Source organism: Grimontia sp. SpTr1, assembly GCF_947387585.1.
Classification (GTDB): Bacteria; Pseudomonadota; Gammaproteobacteria; order Enterobacterales; family Vibrionaceae; genus Enterovibrio; species Enterovibrio indicus.
Window position 1 is genome coordinate 42,317 of sequence record NZ_CANDOD010000005.1, and the last position, 19,414, is coordinate 61,730.

At 49.1% G+C, this 19,414-nt stretch carries 14 protein-coding genes; 10 read left to right on the forward strand and 4 right to left on the reverse strand.

The window, feature by feature from the left end; genetic code table 11:
• Positions 1 to 12: 12 nt before the first annotated feature.
• Genes QL223_RS09870 through kdsB form a run of 5 tightly spaced genes read left to right on the forward strand, consistent with a single transcriptional unit; the run spans position 13 to position 6,002 of the window.
• Positions 13 to 2,262, forward strand: coding sequence for a DNA internalization-related competence protein ComEC/Rec2 (locus tag QL223_RS09870; RefSeq protein ID WP_281544623.1), 2,250 nt, complete (start codon positions 13 to 15; stop codon positions 2,260 to 2,262).
• Positions 2,263 to 2,297: 35 nt separating this feature from the next.
• Entirely contained in the window at positions 2,298 to 4,055 is a 1,758-nt protein-coding gene (msbA, locus tag QL223_RS09875) for a lipid A ABC transporter ATP-binding protein/permease MsbA (RefSeq protein WP_281544624.1), read from the forward strand.
• 3 nt (positions 4,056 to 4,058) lie between these two features.
• Positions 4,059 to 5,090 (forward strand): tetraacyldisaccharide 4'-kinase, encoded by a 1,032-nt coding sequence (gene lpxK, locus QL223_RS09880; RefSeq protein WP_281544625.1) that lies wholly within the window; start codon positions 4,059 to 4,061, stop codon positions 5,088 to 5,090.
• Complete coding sequence (locus tag QL223_RS09885; RefSeq protein ID WP_002540511.1) at positions 5,071 to 5,253, forward strand: Trm112 family protein; 183 nt, start codon at positions 5,071 to 5,073, stop codon at positions 5,251 to 5,253. Before lpxK ends, QL223_RS09885 begins: the two co-directional genes overlap by 20 nt.
• On the forward strand, positions 5,250 to 6,002 hold the full coding sequence (kdsB, locus tag QL223_RS09890) for a 3-deoxy-manno-octulosonate cytidylyltransferase (protein ID WP_281544626.1): 753 nt from the start codon (positions 5,250 to 5,252) through the stop codon (positions 6,000 to 6,002). Before QL223_RS09885 ends, kdsB begins: the two co-directional genes overlap by 4 nt.
• Positions 6,003 to 6,070: 68 nt before the next feature.
• Here the strand turns inward: kdsB and elyC are convergent, their stop codons facing one another.
• Complete coding sequence (elyC, locus tag QL223_RS09895) at positions 6,071 to 6,961, reverse strand: envelope biogenesis factor ElyC (RefSeq protein ID WP_002540515.1); 891 nt, start codon at positions 6,959 to 6,961, stop codon at positions 6,071 to 6,073.
• A 113-nt stretch (positions 6,962 to 7,074) separates the two neighbouring features.
• Here elyC and cmoM point away from each other — a divergent pair, with 113 nt between their 5' ends.
• Genes cmoM through mukB form a run of 4 tightly spaced genes read left to right on the forward strand, consistent with a single transcriptional unit; the run spans position 7,075 to position 14,377 of the window.
• The gene (cmoM, locus tag QL223_RS09900; protein WP_281544627.1) at positions 7,075 to 7,857 is read left to right on the forward strand and encodes a tRNA uridine 5-oxyacetic acid(34) methyltransferase CmoM; all 783 of its coding nucleotides are present in this window, start codon (positions 7,075 to 7,077) and stop codon (positions 7,855 to 7,857) included.
• A 37-nt stretch (positions 7,858 to 7,894) separates the two neighbouring features.
• Positions 7,895 to 9,217 carry a chromosome partition protein MukF gene (mukF, locus tag QL223_RS09905; RefSeq protein ID WP_165012327.1) on the forward strand — a complete coding sequence of 441 codons (1,323 nt, stop codon included), beginning with the start codon at positions 7,895 to 7,897 and terminating at the stop codon, positions 9,215 to 9,217.
• Entirely contained in the window at positions 9,198 to 9,920 is a 723-nt protein-coding gene (mukE, locus tag QL223_RS09910; protein ID WP_046305878.1) for a chromosome partition protein MukE, read from the forward strand. Before mukF ends, mukE begins: the two co-directional genes overlap by 20 nt.
• A complete protein-coding gene (gene mukB, locus QL223_RS09915) occupies positions 9,917 to 14,377 on the forward strand; it encodes a chromosome partition protein MukB (protein WP_281544628.1) in 4,461 nt (1,486 codons plus the stop codon). Before mukE ends, mukB begins: the two co-directional genes overlap by 4 nt.
• A 64-nt stretch (positions 14,378 to 14,441) precedes the next feature.
• Here the strand turns inward: mukB and QL223_RS09920 are convergent, their stop codons facing one another.
• The 3 genes from QL223_RS09920 to QL223_RS09930 all read right to left on the reverse strand — a co-directional run bounded on the left by QL223_RS09920 (position 14,442) and on the right by QL223_RS09930 (position 18,299).
• Positions 14,442 to 16,757, reverse strand: coding sequence for a methyl-accepting chemotaxis protein (locus QL223_RS09920; protein WP_281544629.1), 2,316 nt, complete (start codon positions 16,755 to 16,757; stop codon positions 14,442 to 14,444).
• 328 nt (positions 16,758 to 17,085) lie between these two features.
• Positions 17,086 to 17,592 carry a GNAT family N-acetyltransferase gene (locus tag QL223_RS09925; protein WP_281544630.1) on the reverse strand — a complete coding sequence of 169 codons (507 nt, stop codon included), beginning with the start codon at positions 17,590 to 17,592 and terminating at the stop codon, positions 17,086 to 17,088.
• Positions 17,589 to 18,299, reverse strand: coding sequence for an aspartate/glutamate racemase family protein (locus QL223_RS09930; protein ID WP_002540524.1), 711 nt, complete (start codon positions 18,297 to 18,299; stop codon positions 17,589 to 17,591). The genes QL223_RS09925 and QL223_RS09930 overlap by 4 nt, the downstream gene beginning before the upstream one ends.
• A gap of 193 nt (positions 18,300 to 18,492) precedes the next feature.
• Here QL223_RS09930 and QL223_RS09935 point away from each other — a divergent pair, with 193 nt between their 5' ends.
• On the forward strand, positions 18,493 to 19,404 hold the full coding sequence (locus QL223_RS09935) for an aldo/keto reductase family oxidoreductase (protein WP_281544631.1): 912 nt from the start codon (positions 18,493 to 18,495) through the stop codon (positions 19,402 to 19,404).
• Positions 19,405 to 19,414: the final 10 nt, after the last annotated feature.

A 19,414-nucleotide genomic window follows, 5' to 3' on the forward strand; every position in this document is an offset into this window, starting at 1 on the left:
ACGGCTACCGATATGAAAATCATACTCGGCATCGTGGTGGCTATTGTCTCGCTTAGATGGTGGCCAGCGCTCCCGGAACCCACGCTAATACTTGGGCTTCTCGCTGTCATCCTTGTCCAATGCAAACGCGTTCCCCTGTTTGTAATTGGTCTCACCATTGGCTGTCTGGTGGCGTCCAGCGCAGCGTCACTGCATTTGTTTAAAACCAGTACCGCTTTGACAGTGGTTCAGAATACTACCATAGCGGGCAAAGTTGGCAGCCTTTTTACAGGGGAAAATCAGCAAACAAGTGTAATCTTTGATGTCGACACGGTGAATGGACGGAAATTGAGCGCCTTTGAGAAATTCCGTGCCCGTTTTTATTGGCGCAGTGAATTTCCCGTAAAACAAGGGCAACACTGGGAGCTGAAGGTCCGAATCCGTGAACCTTATGGTAGGGTAAACGAAGCAGGGTTTGATGCAGAAACCTATTTTCTTTCAAAACATATTCATGCCAAAGGCACCGTGCTTTCTGCGAACCTGATTGATGAAGGAATATCAGTCAGGCAGTGGCTATTTGATCGGGTACTTCCCCAAATCCTACCTTTCGAAAACAGCGCATTCCTCGTTGCACTAGCGTTTGGTGAAAGGGCACTGCTAACCAGCCAAGATTGGATGACGCTCAGAAACTCGGGGCTGGCACACCTGCTTGCGATTTCAGGGCTTCATATCGGTTTAGCATTTTTCTTTGGTTACAGGGTCACTAACGCTTGCCTGCCGCTATTCAATCGATCAGATAGATATCTATGGCTTTCGATACTGGCAGGTTTGGGGTGTGCGATCACCTATGCTTGGTTGGCGGGCTTTTCTTTAACGGCTCAAAGAGCGCTGATTGCTTTGGTCGTTTTCATGGCGATTCGACAATCGGGATTTAGCGTCAGTCCTTTCAATACCTTTTTGTTAGTGCTGGGCATTGTATTACTTATTGATCCGCTGTCGGTGTTCTCCGTCAGCTTCTGGCTTTCCTTTGGAGCGGTGATGGTTCTTTGCATCATGACGTTTACGACTGGACGAGGAGAGTCGAAAGTTCCGTTGAATTACGTCATCCAGTTATTTCGCATGCAATGCTATCTCATTGGCGGCATGTTACCTCTGACTTGGGCTTGGTTTGGAGGAGTCAGTTTCCTTTCTTTACTCTGCAATCTGATTGCCGTGCCCATCGTGAGTCTGTTGACGGTGCCAATCATTTTGCTCTCGCTTGTTGCGAGTTCAGTATTTAGCGCTGTGTGGTTATGGCATCTCGCTGATTATTCACTTTGGCCCATTCGTCAGATGTTAAACCACGCCGATATTGGATGGCTGGATATTCAAAGCACTTCGTTGGGTTTCGTTCTCGTTCTTGTCCTGATGCTGTATTTGCTATCTCTGGGTGCATTTCGAAAGTTCAAATTGCTTTCTGTGGTGATGATCCTTAGCTTGGTGGGCTGGCGCGGTTCTGCAGAGAAATCAAACGAATGGCAGGTCGATGTTCTTGATGTTGGACACGGACTGGCAGTGTTGGTCGAAAAGAATGGCGAAGCAATCCTCTATGACACAGGTGCTGCATGGTCAACAGGGAGTATTGCGCAATCTGTGGTTGAACCTATTCTTTCCTCTAGAAACAGCAAACTAACCGAGTTGATTCTCAGCCATGGAGACAATGATCACTCTGGTGGTGCGGATTGGGTCATCGAAAATCTATCGCCAGATTGGGTGAGAGCACCTGAAGTTGGTGGTGGCTATATTCCTTGTGTCCGCGGAGCAGACTGGCAATGGCAATCACTGAACTTCGAGGTGTTATATCCCAACGAAGTGACTGAAGAGGCCAAAAACGAGGACTCTTGCGTTGTACGCATCTCAGACGGAAACTATTCAGTTTTGCTGACGGGAGACTTACCCAAAGAGCAGGAGAACTGGCTGGTAGAGCGTGACGCTGATGTCAGTGCAAATGTACTGCTGGTTCCCCATCACGGTAGCAAGACATCTTCATCATCAGGATTTATCGATGCCGTCAATCCCAACGCGGCGATCGCATCGACGGGTCGATATACTCCGTGGAACTTGCCGAACCCAGATGTTGTCGATAGATACCGCGAGCGCAACATTTCCTGGTATGAAACCGGACAACACGGCCAAGTGAGTGTACATTTCTCAGACAAGGGTTGGCGGGTTAGTAGCCAACGTCTTGATATCGAGCCTTTTTGGTACAGGAAGATGTTTGGACCACCCCAAATAAAAGAGTAGAATGCCCGCTACTTGCAAGAATATAAGCAAATAACATGTCATCAAACTACCAAGACAAAACTACCTGGGAAACCTTTAAGCAGCTGTGGCCATACATCGCTAATTACAAAGCGGGTTTGGTGGTTGCTGTTATTGCGTTAATTGTTAACGCTGCGGGTGACACCCTTATGGTTTCTATGCTTAAGCCTCTGCTTGATGAAGGCTTTACGTATGATGCAGTCGAAAGTGATTTCCTGAAATGGATGCCGCTCTATCTCGTTGGCTTAATGCTGATTCGTGGTGTGTCGAGTTTCGTTTCTGCATACTGCCTTTCTTGGGTATCCGGTAAAGTCGTGATGACCATGCGACGCCGCATGTTTAACCATTTCATGAAGATGCCGGTGAGCTTCTTTGATAAAGAATCTTCCGGTGCGCTTCTCTCCCGTATTACTTACGACTCAGAACAAGTTGCCAATGCGACCAGTGGTGCTTTGGTTAGTTTGGTGCGTGAAGGTGCGTCAATCATTGGTCTGATGATTCTGATGTTCTATAACAGCTGGCAGCTTTCGGCGATCCTTTTGGTGATCGCGCCAATCGTTGCTATTGCTATTCGCATCGTTTCCAAGCGTTTCCGTAAAATTTCTTCCAACATGCAGGAAGCAATGGGTTCGGTGACCTCATCTGCAGAGCAAATGCTGAAAGGCCACAAAGTGGTATTGAGCTTCGGTGGTCAGGAAGTCGAAAAGGCGCGTTTTGAGGATGTATCTAACCGCATGCGCCAGCAAACGATGAAGCTGGTATCTGCTCAGGCGATTGCTAACCCTGTGATTCAGTTGATTGCGTCTTTTGCTCTGGTTGCTGTGCTTGTTTTGGCAAACACAGATGCTATCCGCAGTGAGTTGAGCGCCGGTACTTTTGCTGTTGTATTTGCTGCCATGTTCGGTCTGATGCGTCCTCTGAAAGCACTGACTAACGTGACCTCACAATTCCAGCGTGGTATGGCTGCGTGTAACAGTTTGTTTGAGCTGATGGAACTGGAAACAGAGAAAGACAATGGTAAACACGTTGCTGAGCGCGTAAAAGGTGATGTTAAAGTCAACGATGTTGTCTTCACTTACCCAACCAAAGATGCGCCAGCACTGAACCACGTGACTTTTGATTTACCTGCAGGGCAGACGTTGGCGCTGGTGGGCCGCTCTGGTTCCGGTAAGAGCACCATTGCTAATTTGCTGACCCGTTTCTATGACATCGACAGCGGTGATATCACCATTGACGGCGTAAAAATCGAAGATTACACCCTAAGTAACCTGCGTGACCACGTTGCCATCGTTTCCCAGAATGTTCACCTGTTTAACGACACCATCGCCAACAACATTGCTTACGCGGCTGAGAATGAATACACCCGCGAAGAGATTGAGCGAGCAGCAGACTTGGCTTATGCGTCCGACTTCATCCGCAATATGGACAATGGTTTTGACACAATCATCGGTGAGAACGGTGTGAGCCTCTCTGGTGGTCAACGCCAACGTATCGCTATTGCCCGCGCTTTGCTGCGTAACGCGCCAGTGCTGATTCTCGATGAAGCAACCTCTGCGTTGGATACCGAGTCAGAGCGTGCTATCCAGGCTGCGCTGGATGAACTGCAAAAAGACCGTACAGTGCTGGTGATTGCGCACCGACTGTCGACCATTGAAAACGCTGATCAAATTCTGGTTGTCGATGAAGGTGAGATTGTTGAGCGTGGCACTCACGCCGACTTGCTCGCCAAAGATGGTGCTTACGCACAGCTTCATCGTATCCAGTTTGGAGAATAACACTTGGCGGGTTTGGTCGAAAAAATCTGGTTTGAAAACCACCCGCTAGGTTGGATTGGCGCGCCACTTTTGTGGCCGCTGAGCAAGTTGTTTGGCGCGATTGCGAAAAAGCGTCGCGCAGCATTTTTAGCTGGCACCAGTGATGCCTATCGAGCGCCCGTACCTGTCATTGTGGTGGGTAACATCACAGTGGGCGGCAATGGCAAAACCCCCGTGGTGATTTGGCTTGTGGAGCAATTGAAAGCCAAAGGCTTCAACCCTGGCGTGGTTTCCCGCGGTTATGGCGGTAAGGCGGAAAGTTATCCGTTTGTCGTTGATGAAAACACCAACACCGACAAAGCAGGAGATGAGCCTGTTTTGATTTACCAGCGCACCAAGGTACCTGTTGCTATTTCTCCTGTTCGCAGTGATGCCGTAAAGGCGCTGTTGCCATTGGGCGTAGATATCGTCATCACTGATGATGGCCTTCAGCATTACAAACTGGCGCGAGATATTGAATTCGTCATTGTTGATGGTGAGCGTCGTTTTGGTAACGAACAATACATGCCATTTGGTCCGTTGCGCGAACAGACTGATCGCTTGGGCAGTGTCGATTTCGTTGTCTGTAATGGCGGTGAAGCAGAAGCGGATGAAATCGCGATGTCGCTGAAACCGGCTGATTTCATCAACCTGAAAACAGGCGAACGTGCTGCTGCTGATTCACTCGACGCCTCTGTTGCCTTGGCAGGAATCGGGAACCCACAGCGCTTTTTTAACACTTTGGCGTCACTTGGTGTTAAGGCAGTGCACTGCGAGCCTTTTGCTGATCATAAAGCGTTTGAATATACCCAATTGGACGCATTGGCGAGGAAAGGCCAGAATTTGCTGATGACGGAAAAAGACGCAGTGAAATGTCGCGCCTTTATCAACCAGTACCCAGACATTGAAAATTGGTGGTATCTGCCTGTTGACGCTGCATTTAGCGACACAGATACGGCCAACATTTTGAACAAAATCATGAAAGTGAAGGATGGATATGGATCACCGACTGCTTGAAATCGTTGCTTGCCCTGCTTGTAAGGGAAAGCTCAACTACAACAAAGAAAATAACGAGTTGGTATGTAAATTCGACCGCTTGGCTTATCCAATCCGCGAAGGTATTCCAGTCATGCTGACAACAGAAGCACGCGAAATGTCTTCTGACGAGGTTAAACAATGAAATTCACCGTGGTGATCCCGGCGCGTTATGCGTCGAGCCGGCTACCTGCAAAACCACTGGTTGATATCGGTGGCAAGCCGATGATCCAATGGGTTTATGAACAGGCAATGAAGTCAGGCGCAGACAAAGTCATCATTGCGACTGACGATCAACGCATTGTTGATGCAGCAAATGCCTTTGGTGGTGAAGTATGCATGACACGCGAAGATCACCAGTCAGGCACTGAGCGCTTGGCGGAAGTGGTTGAGAAATATAACCTTGCTGCTGATGAAATCATCGTGAATGTTCAAGGTGATGAACCACTGATCCCGCCTAGTGTTATTCGTCAGGTGGCAGAGAACTTAGCCCGCAGTGAAGCGCCGATGTCGACACTGGCGATCAACATTGATCATGCAGACGAAGTGTTCAACCCGAATGCCGTGAAAGTGGTGACGGACAAAGACGGTTACGCATTGTATTTCAGCCGTGCAACGATTCCTTGGGATCGTGATAATTTTGCTAAAGCGCCAGCTGAAATCCATCACAACCTGAAACGTCATATTGGCATTTATGGTTACCGTGCGGGCTTTATAAATACCTACATCAACTGGGAACCAAGCCCAATTGAGCATATCGAATGTTTGGAACAGCTTCGTGTGCTTTGGTATGGCGAGAAAATCCATGTGGATGTTGCTATTGAAGCGCCGCCAGCGGGTGTTGATACCCCGGAAGATTTGGAAGTGGTGCGTAAGCTGGTTGCCGCTCAATAATCTGATTATTGATAGAAAAAACGCCCTGACTCAGTCAGGGCGTTTTTATTTCTGGTTCAAAAAGCGTGTTAATTGGCAGGAGCCAGATTATCCGCATTGGGATTGATAGCCTGATCCAGCTCTTCGATATCTTCCATCACTGCATCTTTAGTTTGCTCCGGAGAGGTAACGGGGTCACCGTCAAGCACCGCTTCCTGTTGGGCGACTTTGTCCCTTAGGCGTTGCCATAATTGTCCCAGGTTTTCGTGCCAGTAACGTTCGAACTGCTCAAGGTACTGCGCACGAGGGCCGTACTTGATCCACGGTTGGTGAATCTCTTTCTGCGCCATGAAGTTGGTTGGTGCTGGAATTGGGTTCAAACCTGCATTCTCGAACTCATACATTGCACGTGGCATATGGTTTGCCGACGTTACCAGAACCAGATTGCTGTCACCGACAACTGATGCAGCCTGGAAAGCCTCTTCCCAGGTGTCTTTTGCGGTTTCGAGTAACAGGATATTGTTCTTGTTGACACCTAGCGCCATTGCCACCCGCGCGAGCATGCGAGCATGGCTCACTTCATATCCACCGTCATAGCCAGACAGGATAAGCTTTGAGGTTGGGTACATAAAGTGAATGCGAACACCTTCAGCAAGACGCATGAGCGCCACACGTGACAATTCTGAGGTTGGCGGAATCTCATCATCAACGACATGTCCGTGACCTAACACCATCACGTACTCGACGGGATCCTCCGGTGGAAGGAATGGCTCATATTGCCTTTCCAGCTTGATAAGCAGTGAAGAGGTGAAAGGCTGAAAAGATGCCAAGAAGATTAACAGCAGCGAAACAAAAACGAGGAACGAACCGAAGCCTTTGCGCTGGGTAAACCAGATCAAAAAGAGACCGAAAAATCCAAGAAGCAGTAGCGCAGGCAAGGGCATCAGTAAAGTTGATATAAGTTTTTTTAGTTCAAACATGAAATGTCGCCCGAAATATAGTCAAACAGGGGCCAGAAAGTGCATCAGACCTTTATTAACGGCAGGCTTATGCGAAAATAAACCCCTTAGCAGACAATGATAACGAAGGCACTGTGACAGAGGATAGAAATTTCGACGACATTGCCCACAAATTTGTTAAAAACATTTATGGCTCGGGCAAGGGAGAAATCCGCCAAGCCGTTGTTTGGCAAGATCTCGAATCAATACTTAGCCGCTTGGGTGAATCCAGTCCATTAGACATTTTGGACGCTGGAGGCGGTTTAGCGCAGTTATCGCAACAAATTGCACATCGTGGACACAAAGTCACCTTGTGTGATCTTTCTTCACAGATGCTCGAACTGGCGGAGAAAGATATCGAAGAAGCAGGCCTTCTACAGCAATATCGCTTCGTCCACGCGCCTGCGCAGGAAATCGCACAGCATGTTGATAAACCATTCGATTTGATGCTTTTTCATGCGGTGATGGAATGGTTGGCAGATCCACGTGAAGCACTGGATGTCGTACTGTCACAAGTTAAGCCGGGCGGTGTTGCTTCGGTCATGTTCTACAACCAAAATGGATTGCTGTTTAAGAATTTAATTTGCGGCAATTTGACCCATGTAGAAGAAGGCATGCCGCACAGAAAACGTTTCAAACTCCAGCCTCAAAAAGGTCTTCAATCGGAAGATGTTTACCAGTGGATTGAAGAGGCCGGTTTTACCATTTTAGGGAAAAGTGGTGTCCGCACGTTCCATGACTATATGAAAGACACGAGAACGGGCGAGTTCACCTTTGAACAGGTGGTGGCGATGGAGCAAAAGCTTTGCCGTCAGGAACCTTTTATCTCGTTAGGTCGCTACATTCACGTGTACGCGCAAAGGCCTCTAGAGCCATAACGATTACAAGATTACACGTATACAACAAGGAAAACGGATGAGCGAATTCTCTCAGACTGTTCCTGAGTTGGTTGGTTGGGTGAAAACGAATGACTTCTCCCTCAATCTGCCGCCGGAACGGCTGGCATTTCTCCTTGCCGTTGCTGTACTTAGCAGCGAGCGCTATGAGGAGGAGCTAGGGGAAGGGGAGCTGATTGATGCATTCCGAATCGTCAGTGACCAATTCGATCAAGCTAGCGAAACCATCGCGTTTCGTGCGAACAATGCCATCAACGACTTGGTACGCAGCCGCCTGCTAAGCCGTTTCACCAGTGAAATGACGGACGGTGCGAGTATTTACCGACTCACACCGCTGGCACTGGGTATCAGCGATTACTATGCGCGTCACCGCGAATACAGCTCTCTCAAGCTCTCAATCCAACTGTCCATGGTGGCAGATGAAATTGAAAAAGCCCTGACCGCTGCAGAAGAAGATGGTGATGCAGATTTCTGGCGTAAGAATGTTTACGGCGTACTGAAATATTCAGTGGCCGAAATTTTCGATCGTATCGATCTGAATCAGCGCACCATGGATGAACAGCAGCAGAAAGTGAAAGAAGACATTGCTGCGCTGTTGAACCAAGACTGGCAGGCGGCGATTGCCAACTGTGAGCAGCTGCTGAACGAAACCTCCAGCACACTCCGCGAACTTCAGGACACCCTGCAATCAGCAGGTGACCAACTGCAAACCCAGCTTTTGAATATTCAGGAACAGGTACAAGGCCGCGACGATTTAGATTTCGTTGATGCCATGATCTACAACCTGCAAATGAAGCTCGATCGCATTGTGAACTGGGGCCAGCAGGCTATCGACCTGTGGATCGGTTATGACCGCCACGTTCACAAATTTATTCGTAATGCCATCGACATGGACAAGAACCGCGCGTTTAGCCAGCGTCTTCGCCAGTCGGTGACAGAATACTTCGATAACCCATGGTTCCTGACCTTTGCCGATGCAGAGCGTTTACGCGATATGCGTGACGAAGCACTGGTACTTCGTGATGACGAAGTGACTGGCGAAATGCCGGCAGAAGTCGAGTTTGAGGAACTAACACTGGTTAACGACCAATTGAGCGACCAAATCTCTGACATGCTGTCTCGTCACCGTACGACGGGCGAGGGCATTGATTTGGGCGTGGTACTGAAAAACTATCTGGCTCAACACCCACAAGCACGCCACTTCGACTTAGCGCGGATTGTGATCAACCAAGCGGTTCGCCTTGGTTACTCGCAATCTGACTTGAGTGCGATTCAGCCGGACTGGCAGGCAATTAACGATTATGGAGCCAAGGTACAAGCGAATGTCATCGATAAATATTGAAGAATTTATGCCGGAAGAATTGGCCAAAGCGATTGCCAATCCTTTATTCCCGGCTTTGGATAGTGCGCTGCGTGCTGGCCGCCATATTGCCAGCGAAGATCTGGACAATCATGCATACCTGATTGAATTTGAAAACCCGTTGCAGCACTTCTACCAGCGTTATAACGCTGAGTTGGTGCGTGCGCCGGAAGGCTTTTTCTATCTGCGTCCGCGTTCAACCTCATTGATCGGACGCGCAGTGTTGTCGGAACTCGACATGCTGGTGGGTAAGGTCCTTTGTTTCCTTTATCTGAGCCCAGAGCGTCTGGCGCAGGAAGGTATTTTCACCACTCAGGAACTGTTTGACGAGCTGCTGACACTGGCAGACGAGAAAAAACTGATGAAGCTGGTGACACTGCGTGCATCTGGGTCTGACTTAGACCGTGAAAAACTGTTCGACAAAGTGAAGACCTCACTGCGTCGTCTTCGCCGCTTGGGCATGATTGTGCCAATCGGTGAGAACGGTAAATTCCGCGTGAGCGAAGCGACATTCCGCTTCGGTGCCGATGTGCGCGCGGGAGACGATATCCGCGAAGCACAACTGCGTCTGATCCGTGATGGCGAAGCTGTCATCCACACCCAAGAGCACGCTCAATCAAGCCTGCTGAAAGATGAAGAACACGACGAAGAGCGTGAAGATGATGATCAGGAGGTTCAGGCATGACCCAACGCGGTAAATTCCAATCGCTGACTATGGTCAACTGGAACGGTTTCTTTGCCCGTACTTTTGACATCGACAACCTGGTCACGACGCTTTCTGGCGGTAACGGTGCGGGCAAATCCACCACCATGGCTGCGTTCATCACCGCGATGATCCCTGACCAAAGCCTGCTGCATTTCCGTAACACCACAGAAGCGGGCAGTTCTAACGCGTCACGCGATAAAGGCCTGCACGGTAAATTGAAGCCGGGTGCCTGTTATGCCGCGCTGGATGTGGTGAACTCGCGTAACCAACGTATTCTGTTCGGTGTTCGTCTGCAACAAGTGGCGGGTCGCGATAAGAAAGTTGATATCAAGCCTTTCATCGTTCAGGGTTTACCATCTGGTGTGAAGCCAACTGACATCCTGATCGAAAACGTGTCAGCGAATCAGGTTCGCGTTCGTCAATTGAACGAGGTGAAAGACGCGCTGGCAGATTACGATACGGCGCATTACAAAGCGTTCAACTCCGTGACTGACTATCACGCGCAGATGTTCGAGTTCGGTGCTTTGCCGAAGAAGCTGCGTAATAGCAGCGATCGTTCTAAGTTCTACCGCCTGATTGAAGCATCCCTTTACGGTGGTATTTCGAGCGCAATTACCAAATCCCTCCGTGATTACCTGTTGCCACAAAATGGCGGCGTGAAGAAAGCTTTCCAGGACATGGAAGTAGCGCTTCGCGAAAACCGTATGACGCTGGAAGCGATCAAGCTGACCCAGCGTGACCGTGACCTGTTCAAGCACCTTATCACTGAATCAACCAACTATGTGGCGTCCGATTACATGCGTCATGCCAACGAGCGTCGCAAGAAGCTTGAACTGGCACTGCAGCGCCGCGGCGAACTGTTAGGTTCTCGTCGCCAGTTGGATGATTTCCAATCCACGCTTGGCCGCATGACGGATGAATTGGATGCACTGACTGATAGCCAGACTCACTTAGAGCAAGACTATCAAGCCGCGTCTGACCATCTGCAATTGGTTCAGACGGCGGTGCGTCAGCAAGAGAAAGTTGAGCGCTATCAGGAAGATCTGGAAGAGCTGGCGGTTCGCCTAGAAGAGCAAATGATGGTGGTGGAAGAAGCCACTGAACAGCTCGCGATGGCGGAAGAACAGGCGCACCTTTCTGAAGAAGAAGTGGACAGCCTGAAAACCCAGCTTGCGGATTATCAGCAAGCGCTGGATATGCAGCAAACCCGCGCGCTGCAATATCAGCAAGCGGTGAAAGCGCTGGAAAAAGCCCGTGAACTAACCGGTAATCACGAGCTATCACAAGAAAACGCAACCGAATATTTGGGTTCACTGAAAGCGCAGGAAGAAGCACAAACCTCTGAGCTTTTAAGCCTGAAACACAAGCTGGATCTGTCTTCTGCTGCAGCTAAGCAGTTCGAGCGTGGCCTTGAATTGGTGCGCAGTATCGCTGGCGAAGTCAACCGTTCCGATGCAGGCGCGAAAGCCCGTGAAGTGATCGCAAAAGGCCGTGAATTCGCAAATCTTGCGGCAAATGCTGAACAGCTAGCTTCACAGCATCGCGACCTTGAGCGTCAGATGCGCAATTTCCAGCAGGCGAAAACTCTGTCTGAGCAGTATCAACGTCAGTTCAATGAAACCGTGGCTTCGGAAGAAGCGGTTGAGTTGGAAATGGCGCGTCAGCAAGAGCGTCTGGAAACCGCAGAAGAAGCGATTGGCGAACAAGCGGAGAAAGTCCGCGAACTGCAGCGCAGCGAAAACGAAATCAATGCTAAAGCGGTTGAGTTCGAAAAAGTCGCGCCAGCTTGGATTGCCGCGCAAGAAGTGCTGGAGAAACTGGCAGAACAGACTGAGGCTGAGCTTTACGACAATCAGGCGGTGCTGGATACCATGCAGCGCGTGATGGCGGATGAGCGTGAAACTATCTCGACCCGCGATAAGCTGCAAGCTGAGAAACAAGCGCTGGAAGCAGAAATCGAACGTCTGGCGCAGCCGGGCGGCAGCGATGATGCCCGTCTGCAATCTCTGGCTGACACACTGGGCGGCACGCTGCTTTCTGAAATCTACGATGACATCACCATTGATGATGCCCCGTATTTCTCAGCGCTTTATGGCCCGGCACGTCACGCGATTGTTGTACCTGATCTGAAAGGCATTAAAGAGAAGCTGCTGGATCTGGATGATTGTCCGGAAGACCTCTATGTCATCGAAGGTGATGCAGACGGTTTTGACGACAGTGTATTCGATGTTGAAGAGTTGGAAGATGCGGTTTGTGTTCACCTGAACGACCGTCAGCTTCGCTACTCTCGCTTCCCGAAAATTCCGCTATTTGGCCGCGCGGCGCGTGAGCATCGTTTAGAAATCTTGCGTGAGAAGCGCGAAGAGTTGGTAGAAAACTATGCCAAAGCTTCGTTTGATGCGCAGAAGCTTCAACGTCTGACCCAAAATTTCAACCAGTTCGTGTCGAACCACATGAATGTGGCATTCAACGAAGACCCAGAAGCAGCACTGAAAGACCTGCGCGAAAGACGTGGCAGCGTTCAGCGTCAACTGGCTCAACTTCGCGAGAGCGAGCAGCAGGTTCGTAGCCAACTGACCGGTTCAAAAGAAGCGATTGCACTTTTGAACAAACTTCAACATGTGGTTAACGCACTTGAAGACGAAACGCTGGAAGGTCGTCTGGAAGAAGTGGAAAGCCGCCTGTCTCAGGCAGACGAAGCTCGCCACTTTACCCGTGAGCATGGCAAAGCGCTGGCTGAACTGGAGAATCTGGTTTCAACGCTGGATGCCGACCCAGAACAGTTTGATGCACTGAACGCTGCTTACCAGCAAGCGGACGAAGCACTGCAATCGCTGAAGAAAACGCTGTTTGCGTTGTCTGATCTGGTTGAGCGTCGTCACCACTTTGGTTACGCCGATGCGGTTGAGCTTCTTGATAAAAGCAGCGAACTGAATGAACAGCTGAAAGCTAAACTGGTGGACGCAGAGCGAGCCCGTACCCGTTCACGTGAACACGTGAAGCAGGTTCGTGATCAGGTGAACCAATACAACCAGCTTCTAGCGTCTCTGAAGAGCTCGCACCAAGCGAAACAAGAAACGGTGGCTGAGTTCAAACGTGAGCTGGTGGAGCTTGGTGTTCGCGCCGATGTAGAAGCGGAAGAGCGAGCACGTGTTCGTCGTGACGAACTGAATGCACAGCTATCACAATCGCGCAGCCGTAAGAGCGAGCTGGAAAAAGGCCTGACGTCGATTGAGCTGGAGATGAAATCTCTGGTGAAAACGCTGAAGAAAGCCAGCAAAGAATACACCGAACTACGCACTTTCGTCGTCAATGCAAAAGCGGGTTGGATGGATGTACTCAAGATTGCCCGCAGCAGTAATGTAGAGAAGCAGCTGAACCGCCGCGAAATGGCGTACATGTCTGCTGACGAGTTGCGTTCACTGTCGGATAAATCCTTGGGTGCGTTGCGTCTGGCAGTGGCTGACAACGAAACACTGCGCGATGCACTGCGTGCATCTGAAGACATGGCGCGTCCTGAGCGTAAAGTTCTATTCTACGTAGCGGTTTACCAGCACCTGCGCGAGCGTATCCGTCACGACATCATTCGTACCGACGATCCGGTCGAAGCGATTGAAGAAATGGAAGTGGAACTGGCACGTTTGACAGAAGAACTGACTCAGCGCGAGAAGCGTTTGGCGATCAGTTCAGAGTCTGTGGCGAACATTATCCGTAAGACTATTCAGCGCGAACAGAACCGCATTCGCCTGTTGAACCAAGGCTTGTCTAACATTGCCTTTGGTCAGGTGAAGGGCGTGCGCCTGAATGTGTCGATTCGTGATACTCACGCGCAATTGTTAGAAGGCTTGGCGGAGAAAGCTGAACAGCATCAAGACTTGTTTGGTAACAACCGTCTGACCTTCTCTGAAGCGATGGCGAAACTGTTCCAGCGTTTGAACCCGCATATCGATCTGGGTCAACGCTCTCCTCAGACTCTGGGTGAAGAGTTGCTGGACTACCGTAACTATCTGGAACTGGGTATTGAAGTTAACCGTGGTACTGACGGTTGGCTGCAAGCGGAATCTGGCGCGCTGTCTACCGGTGAAGCGATTGGTACCGGTCAGGCAATCCTGTTGATGGTGGTGCAGAGTTGGGAAGAAGAATCCCGCCGTTTGCGCGGTAAAGATGTGATTCCTTGTCGTCTGCTGTTCCTTGATGAGGCCGCTCGTCTGGATGCGAAGTCAATCTCGACCCTTTTCGAGCTTTGTCATCGTCTGGATATGCAGCTTTTGATTGCAGCGCCGGAAAACATCAGCCCAGAGCAGGGTACCACCTACAAGCTGGTACGTAAGATCTTTAACGATAAAGAACACGTGCACGTTGTCGGTTTGCGTGGATTTGGAGAGATGGCTAAAACCAATCCCCCGATTCAGGAAGCATTGGAAATCGCTGAGTAAGCAAGATTCAAACAGAACGAAAAGGCCAGCAAATATGCTGGCCTTTGTTTTACTGCAACATGGACTAGGCGATTTTGAACATCCCGATTTGTTCGGTGAGTTTCTTTGCCTGTTCGTTAATACTGATGGCAGTGCCATCGGTATTGACCGTTTTCTCCGAGACGGTTTCGGAAGAACGGGCAATATTCGTCACGTTCATCGAAATTTCCTCCGTCACTGAAGATTGCTCCGTGGCCGCTGTGGCAATCTGGGTGTTCATGTCATTAATGTCCACCATCATGCCTTCAATCTGCGCCAGCATTTCGTTGTTTCGGTTACCGTTTTCTACGCTGCTTGCCACAAACTGGTTAGCTCCCCTGATTCCATTGACCACTTTGTCTGTTTCCGCTTGAAGTGATTCCACTTTGGCGCGGATTTCTTCTGTCGATGTTTGGGTTCGAATTGCCAGCGAACGTACCTCGTCAGCAACCACCGCGAAACCGCGTCCTTGTTCACCCGCACGCGCAGCTTCTATCGCAGCATTCAGTGCCAAGAGGTTGGTTTGCTCTGCGATGCCCTGAATAACATCAAGCACGGTGCCGATCGAGTGACTTTCGGCAGAAAGTTGCTCCATGGATTGGGTTGCTTCGTTCATTTTGTCAGACAACGACGAAATTTCGTTGACCAACTGCTTGCCGACATCGGCGCTTTTGCGCACTGACTGCACCACACTCTCAGAAGACTCTGAGGCGGTATTGGCAAAATTCGCGACTTCTGAAATTGACGCGTTCATTTCGGTTGCGGCAGTGGCTACTTGGCTTGAATTAGATGCTTGCTGGTCAACCTCACCGCGCATCGAACTGATGTTTTGTTGGATATCCGAAGATGCGTCGCCAAGTGCTTTGACGGTGGCATCTGCGCCTTTAATAACTGTCATAAAGTCATCAAGCATGGTGTTCATTGATGACGAAAGCTGGGCAATTTCATCCTTGCCGCTGGCATCCAGACGCATCGTGAGGTCATGATTTTTGGCGATGCTGGTGATACGTTGGGTGAGATTGGCAATCGGCTTATTAATGCTTGAAGCAATCACCCAAGCGCAAATGATAGCAATAGCAATAATCACGACGCCTGTAAGAGCTGCCGCCTGATACAAAGTGGACTCAAGAGCGTGAACCTCGAACAGCGCTTCTTGTTTGTTTATCTCTGAAATCAGTGCCCATTGGATGCCAAGAATATCTATCGGTGTGTAGGCAGCGAACACAGTGCTACCAAGATGATTCTCCGTAGCTACGAAGCCTTTTTCGCCTGCAAGCGCCTGGCTCGCGTATGTTGAATCTATAGGCTGCTGCCCTGCAGAAGACTCTGTGGTGGCAATGCGGTCGACCTGTTTCTGCGGCACGCCAAATGTGGCAAGTAGTTTGAGGTATTCTTCTTTATCTTCAACCAACATACGGGCTTGAGAGCGCATCAGGCCGTCTGGGCCAACCAAGAATGACTCCCCGGACTCGCCCAAACCGTCTTCTCGCCACCTCCCGTGGTAAGTCATAATGGTGTTAATCGTATCAATGGGCATTTGGAAGACGAGTACACCGATGTTTTTTCCATCTTTTACGATCGGGGATCCAATGAAAGAAGCGGGGCTGTCATAGGAAGGGTAGTAGGGTTTGAAATCGACAAAGGAAAACTCGCCTTTGCCTAAACTTTTCGCACCAGTAAACGCTTCAGCAAGACCGCTGTCTTTGTAAGGGCCTGTTTGGAGGTTGGTCGCGAAGTCGAGCTCTTTGAAAACGGAGTACACGATATTGCCAGAGTTATCGACCAGAAAGATGTCGTAGTAACCAAATGACTCCAGAAAGGTGCGGTAATTGTTGTGAAAAACCTCGTGAATCTCACTGTAAGTCGTGCCATCGCTTGCCTTGTCTAACAGGTGCTTATTACCGAGTGGGTGTTCGTTTAAACCGATATATGCCTGTTGCAGAAGCAATCCGTTTTGACCAATGCTGTCGAGGTTTGAGAGGGCGTCTGTACTGGCATTATTGGTTTCCCTGAACGTAGCCCCAAACTCATTTTGGTAATAGTTCTTGAGAATGTCTCCCTGTTCCGTGGTTGGGAACGTCTCTGTGGTGACACTTTGGAAGCTTTTCGCAAATTGAACCATGGCATCTTCTGTCATGGTTGAGTTGGCCAGATTGGTGAGCTGTTTACTGATGTTGACGAAATAATCTTGCACTTCCGCTTTTTTCACTTCTCTGACTGAAAGCAGTTGATTCTCCAACTGATGTTCAATCGCTAATGAGGAAGTATTGATGGCAGTTGCTGTGAGTAAACTCGCTGTCGCAATGACAGCGATGGCGCTGATTGCGATGAACGCGGTTTTAATTTTTGTAGAAATTCTCATTGTCACCTTGCTCCATAAAAGAGACATGCGATCCAAATAGGTTTCTTGAAAGTGTAGGAAAACTTTTTGACAAATTGTTTACTTCGCGCAGGAATCTTTGTGCGGGCTCATTAAGGTAATGAAAGTGAAGGGAATTAGTTTTCATTATTAAAAACAGAGGGATAGAAATTTAAATTAAGAAGTGAAATACGGTAAATGTGGAGGGTTGTTGGTGGGATTGTATGACTTTATGGTCTTTTCGGTTTTTGCGGTGGGTAAGAGAAATTGGACAAAGTTTATAAGCCTTTGCCCACTTTAAAATGTGTTGATAATGAATGAGGATATGTATTTATTTGTTATTTATTGATTTCTCTAAAATGGCAACGGAGTAATACTGGTCAAATTTATAGCCAACATCAGTCAATAGCCCAACCTGTTGAAAGCCAAATTTTTCGTGCAATTTAATTGAGGCAGGGTTCGGTAAAGTAATCACAGAATAAGCTCTAGACACCGGAGAAGATAACATTTTGTCCAAAAGAGCCTCCATCAGTGCTGATCCTAAACCCTTGGCACGCACGCCGGGGTGGAGGTAGATCGTGATTTCAGAACTGACTTTGTAGGCCTGTTTTTCCCTGAACTCGCTGTTATAGGCAAATCCAATCACTTCGCCATGCTCGTTCTCTTTGACCAGTACATGGTAGTAACCCTCACTGTTTTTCAGCTTTTCCAGCCAGGCTTTACGTCGTTCGATTGTCCATGGCTCGTAATCGAAAGTGATCGAGGTTTCACGCACATAGTGGTTGTAGATGTCGTTAATGGCCTGAAGATCTCCGGCCTGTACTGCTCGAATTGTCATACTGCATCCTTGCTGAACTCAGACAGTGCTAGTTTAACTGCTGCTTCTGCATGCAGTTCAGTGGTGTCATAGAGAGGAATAGGAGTATGCTGCTGCTGGATCAACAACCCTATTTCAGTGCATCCCAATATAATACCTTCAACCCCACGGGCTTTAAGTGCATCGATAACAGAAAGATACTGTTTGCGGGAATGCGTGTTTACCTCACCTTGAACCAGTTCTTGGTAGATAATTTCGTGAACAATGTCCTGATGCCAACCTTCCGGAACAGTCACCTGAATACCGTGGGAAGTAAGACGCTCCTTGTAGAATGGCTGTGACATGGTAAAGCGTGTTCCTAACAAACCAACATGCTTGATGTCATCTTCTTTGAGCTTCTGAGCGGTTGCATCGGCAATATGCAGGAGAGGAATGGAAATCGCGTCTTGAACTTCAGAAGCCACTTTGTGCATGGTGTTGGTACCAATCAGCATAAAGTCAGCGCCTGCGGCTTCAAGCTTTCTTGCTTCTCCTGCTAATTGTTTTGCAGATTCATCCCAAGCATCAGCGCGTTGCTGAGCCTCAATTTCGGCGAAATCGACGCTGCTCATCAGGATTTTCGCGGAGTGATGACCACCTAAAGCTTCCCGAGTGTATTGGTTCAATAACCTGTAGTAAGTCGCTGTCGACTCCCAACTCATTCCGCCAATTAAGCCAATGGTTTTCATATTCGTATCCTTACGCGCGGGTCTTCTCGAATATATATCGAACAAGCTGAGGAAATAAAACACTTTTTGGGCTCAGAGCTGAATCATTTTTTGGACGGCAAAGTGCTTTCAATTTGCGGCCCATGTTACATTGTTGGCTTTCCACCTTTGCTGATGTTGCAAAGGAGATACTCAAATAACAGGAGTAGGTTGAGTGACTGCGATTAAACGGGCACAAATAGCGCCGCAAGGGCCAGAGCTTTCAGAGCTCGTTCAAGGTTATTGGCGCCTAGGTGAATGGGGAATGTCTCCACAAGAGCGCCTTACCTTTATCAAAAAGCACCTTGAACTGGGTATCACCACGGTCGACCACGCAGACATCTACGGTGGCTATCAGTGCGAAACGCTGTTTGGTGAAGCGCTGAAGCTGGAGCCTTCACTACGCGATAGCATGGAGATTGTCTCCAAGTGCGACATCAAGCTGGTGAGTCAGAGTGCTCCGGAGCGTAAAATTAACCACTACGACACCGGAGAAGCGCATATTCTGCAGTCAGTCGACAACAGTCTTTCCCGTCTTGGCGTGGATAGTCTGGATGTGCTCTTGATCCATCGCCCTGATTGTTTGATGGATGCTGATGAAGTGGCTGTTGCATTTGAGAAGCTTCATACCGCCGGTAAGGTGAAGCACTTTGGTGTCTCTAACTTTACACCTTCTCAGTTTAACCTGCTGCAATCCCGCATGGATAAGCCTCTGGTGACGAATCAGGTTGAAATCAATCCAATTAATTTCGACGTCGCACACGATGGTACTCTGGATTTAATGCAGCAATTGCGTGTTCGTCCAATGGCGTGGTCTTGTTTGGGCGGTGGGGAGGTCTTCTCTTCGGATTCTGAGCAAGCCATTCGTCTGCGAGCAACGCTGCCAGAAATTGCTGAGGAGCTCGGTATAACGATGGAGCAGGTGATTTATGGCTTTGTTATCCGTCATCCAAGTCAGCCTTTGCCAATCGTTGGCTCGGGTAAGATTGAACGTGTGGAATCTGCTGTGGGGGCAATGTCAGTCGAACTGAGTCGTGAGCAGTGGTATCGCATTTGGGTTGCAAGCAAGGGTCACGGTGTGCCGTAGGCCATTTCTT

Coding starts and splice junctions, on each gene's coding strand:
- QL223_RS09930 (WP_002540524.1), bottom strand. CDS start 18,299: ATGAAAACCATTGGCTTAATTGGCGGAATGAGTTGGGAGTCGACAGCG.
- mukE (WP_046305878.1), top strand. CDS start 9,198: ATGTCATCGATAAATATTGAAGAATTTATGCCGGAAGAATTGGCCAAA.
- kdsB (WP_281544626.1), top strand. CDS start 5,250: ATGAAATTCACCGTGGTGATCCCGGCGCGTTATGCGTCGAGCCGGCTA.
- QL223_RS09925 (WP_281544630.1), bottom strand. CDS start 17,592: ATGACAATTCGAGCAGTACAGGCCGGAGATCTTCAGGCCATTAACGAC.
- QL223_RS09885 (WP_002540511.1), top strand. CDS start 5,071: ATGGATCACCGACTGCTTGAAATCGTTGCTTGCCCTGCTTGTAAGGGA.
- msbA (WP_281544624.1), top strand. CDS start 2,298: ATGTCATCAAACTACCAAGACAAAACTACCTGGGAAACCTTTAAGCAG.
- QL223_RS09870 (WP_281544623.1), top strand. CDS start 13: ATGAAAATCATACTCGGCATCGTGGTGGCTATTGTCTCGCTTAGATGG.
- mukB (WP_281544628.1), top strand. CDS start 9,917: ATGACCCAACGCGGTAAATTCCAATCGCTGACTATGGTCAACTGGAAC.
- mukF (WP_165012327.1), top strand. CDS start 7,895: ATGAGCGAATTCTCTCAGACTGTTCCTGAGTTGGTTGGTTGGGTGAAA.
- elyC (WP_002540515.1), bottom strand. CDS start 6,961: ATGTTTGAACTAAAAAAACTTATATCAACTTTACTGATGCCCTTGCCT.
- QL223_RS09920 (WP_281544629.1), bottom strand. CDS start 16,757: ATGAGAATTTCTACAAAAATTAAAACCGCGTTCATCGCAATCAGCGCC.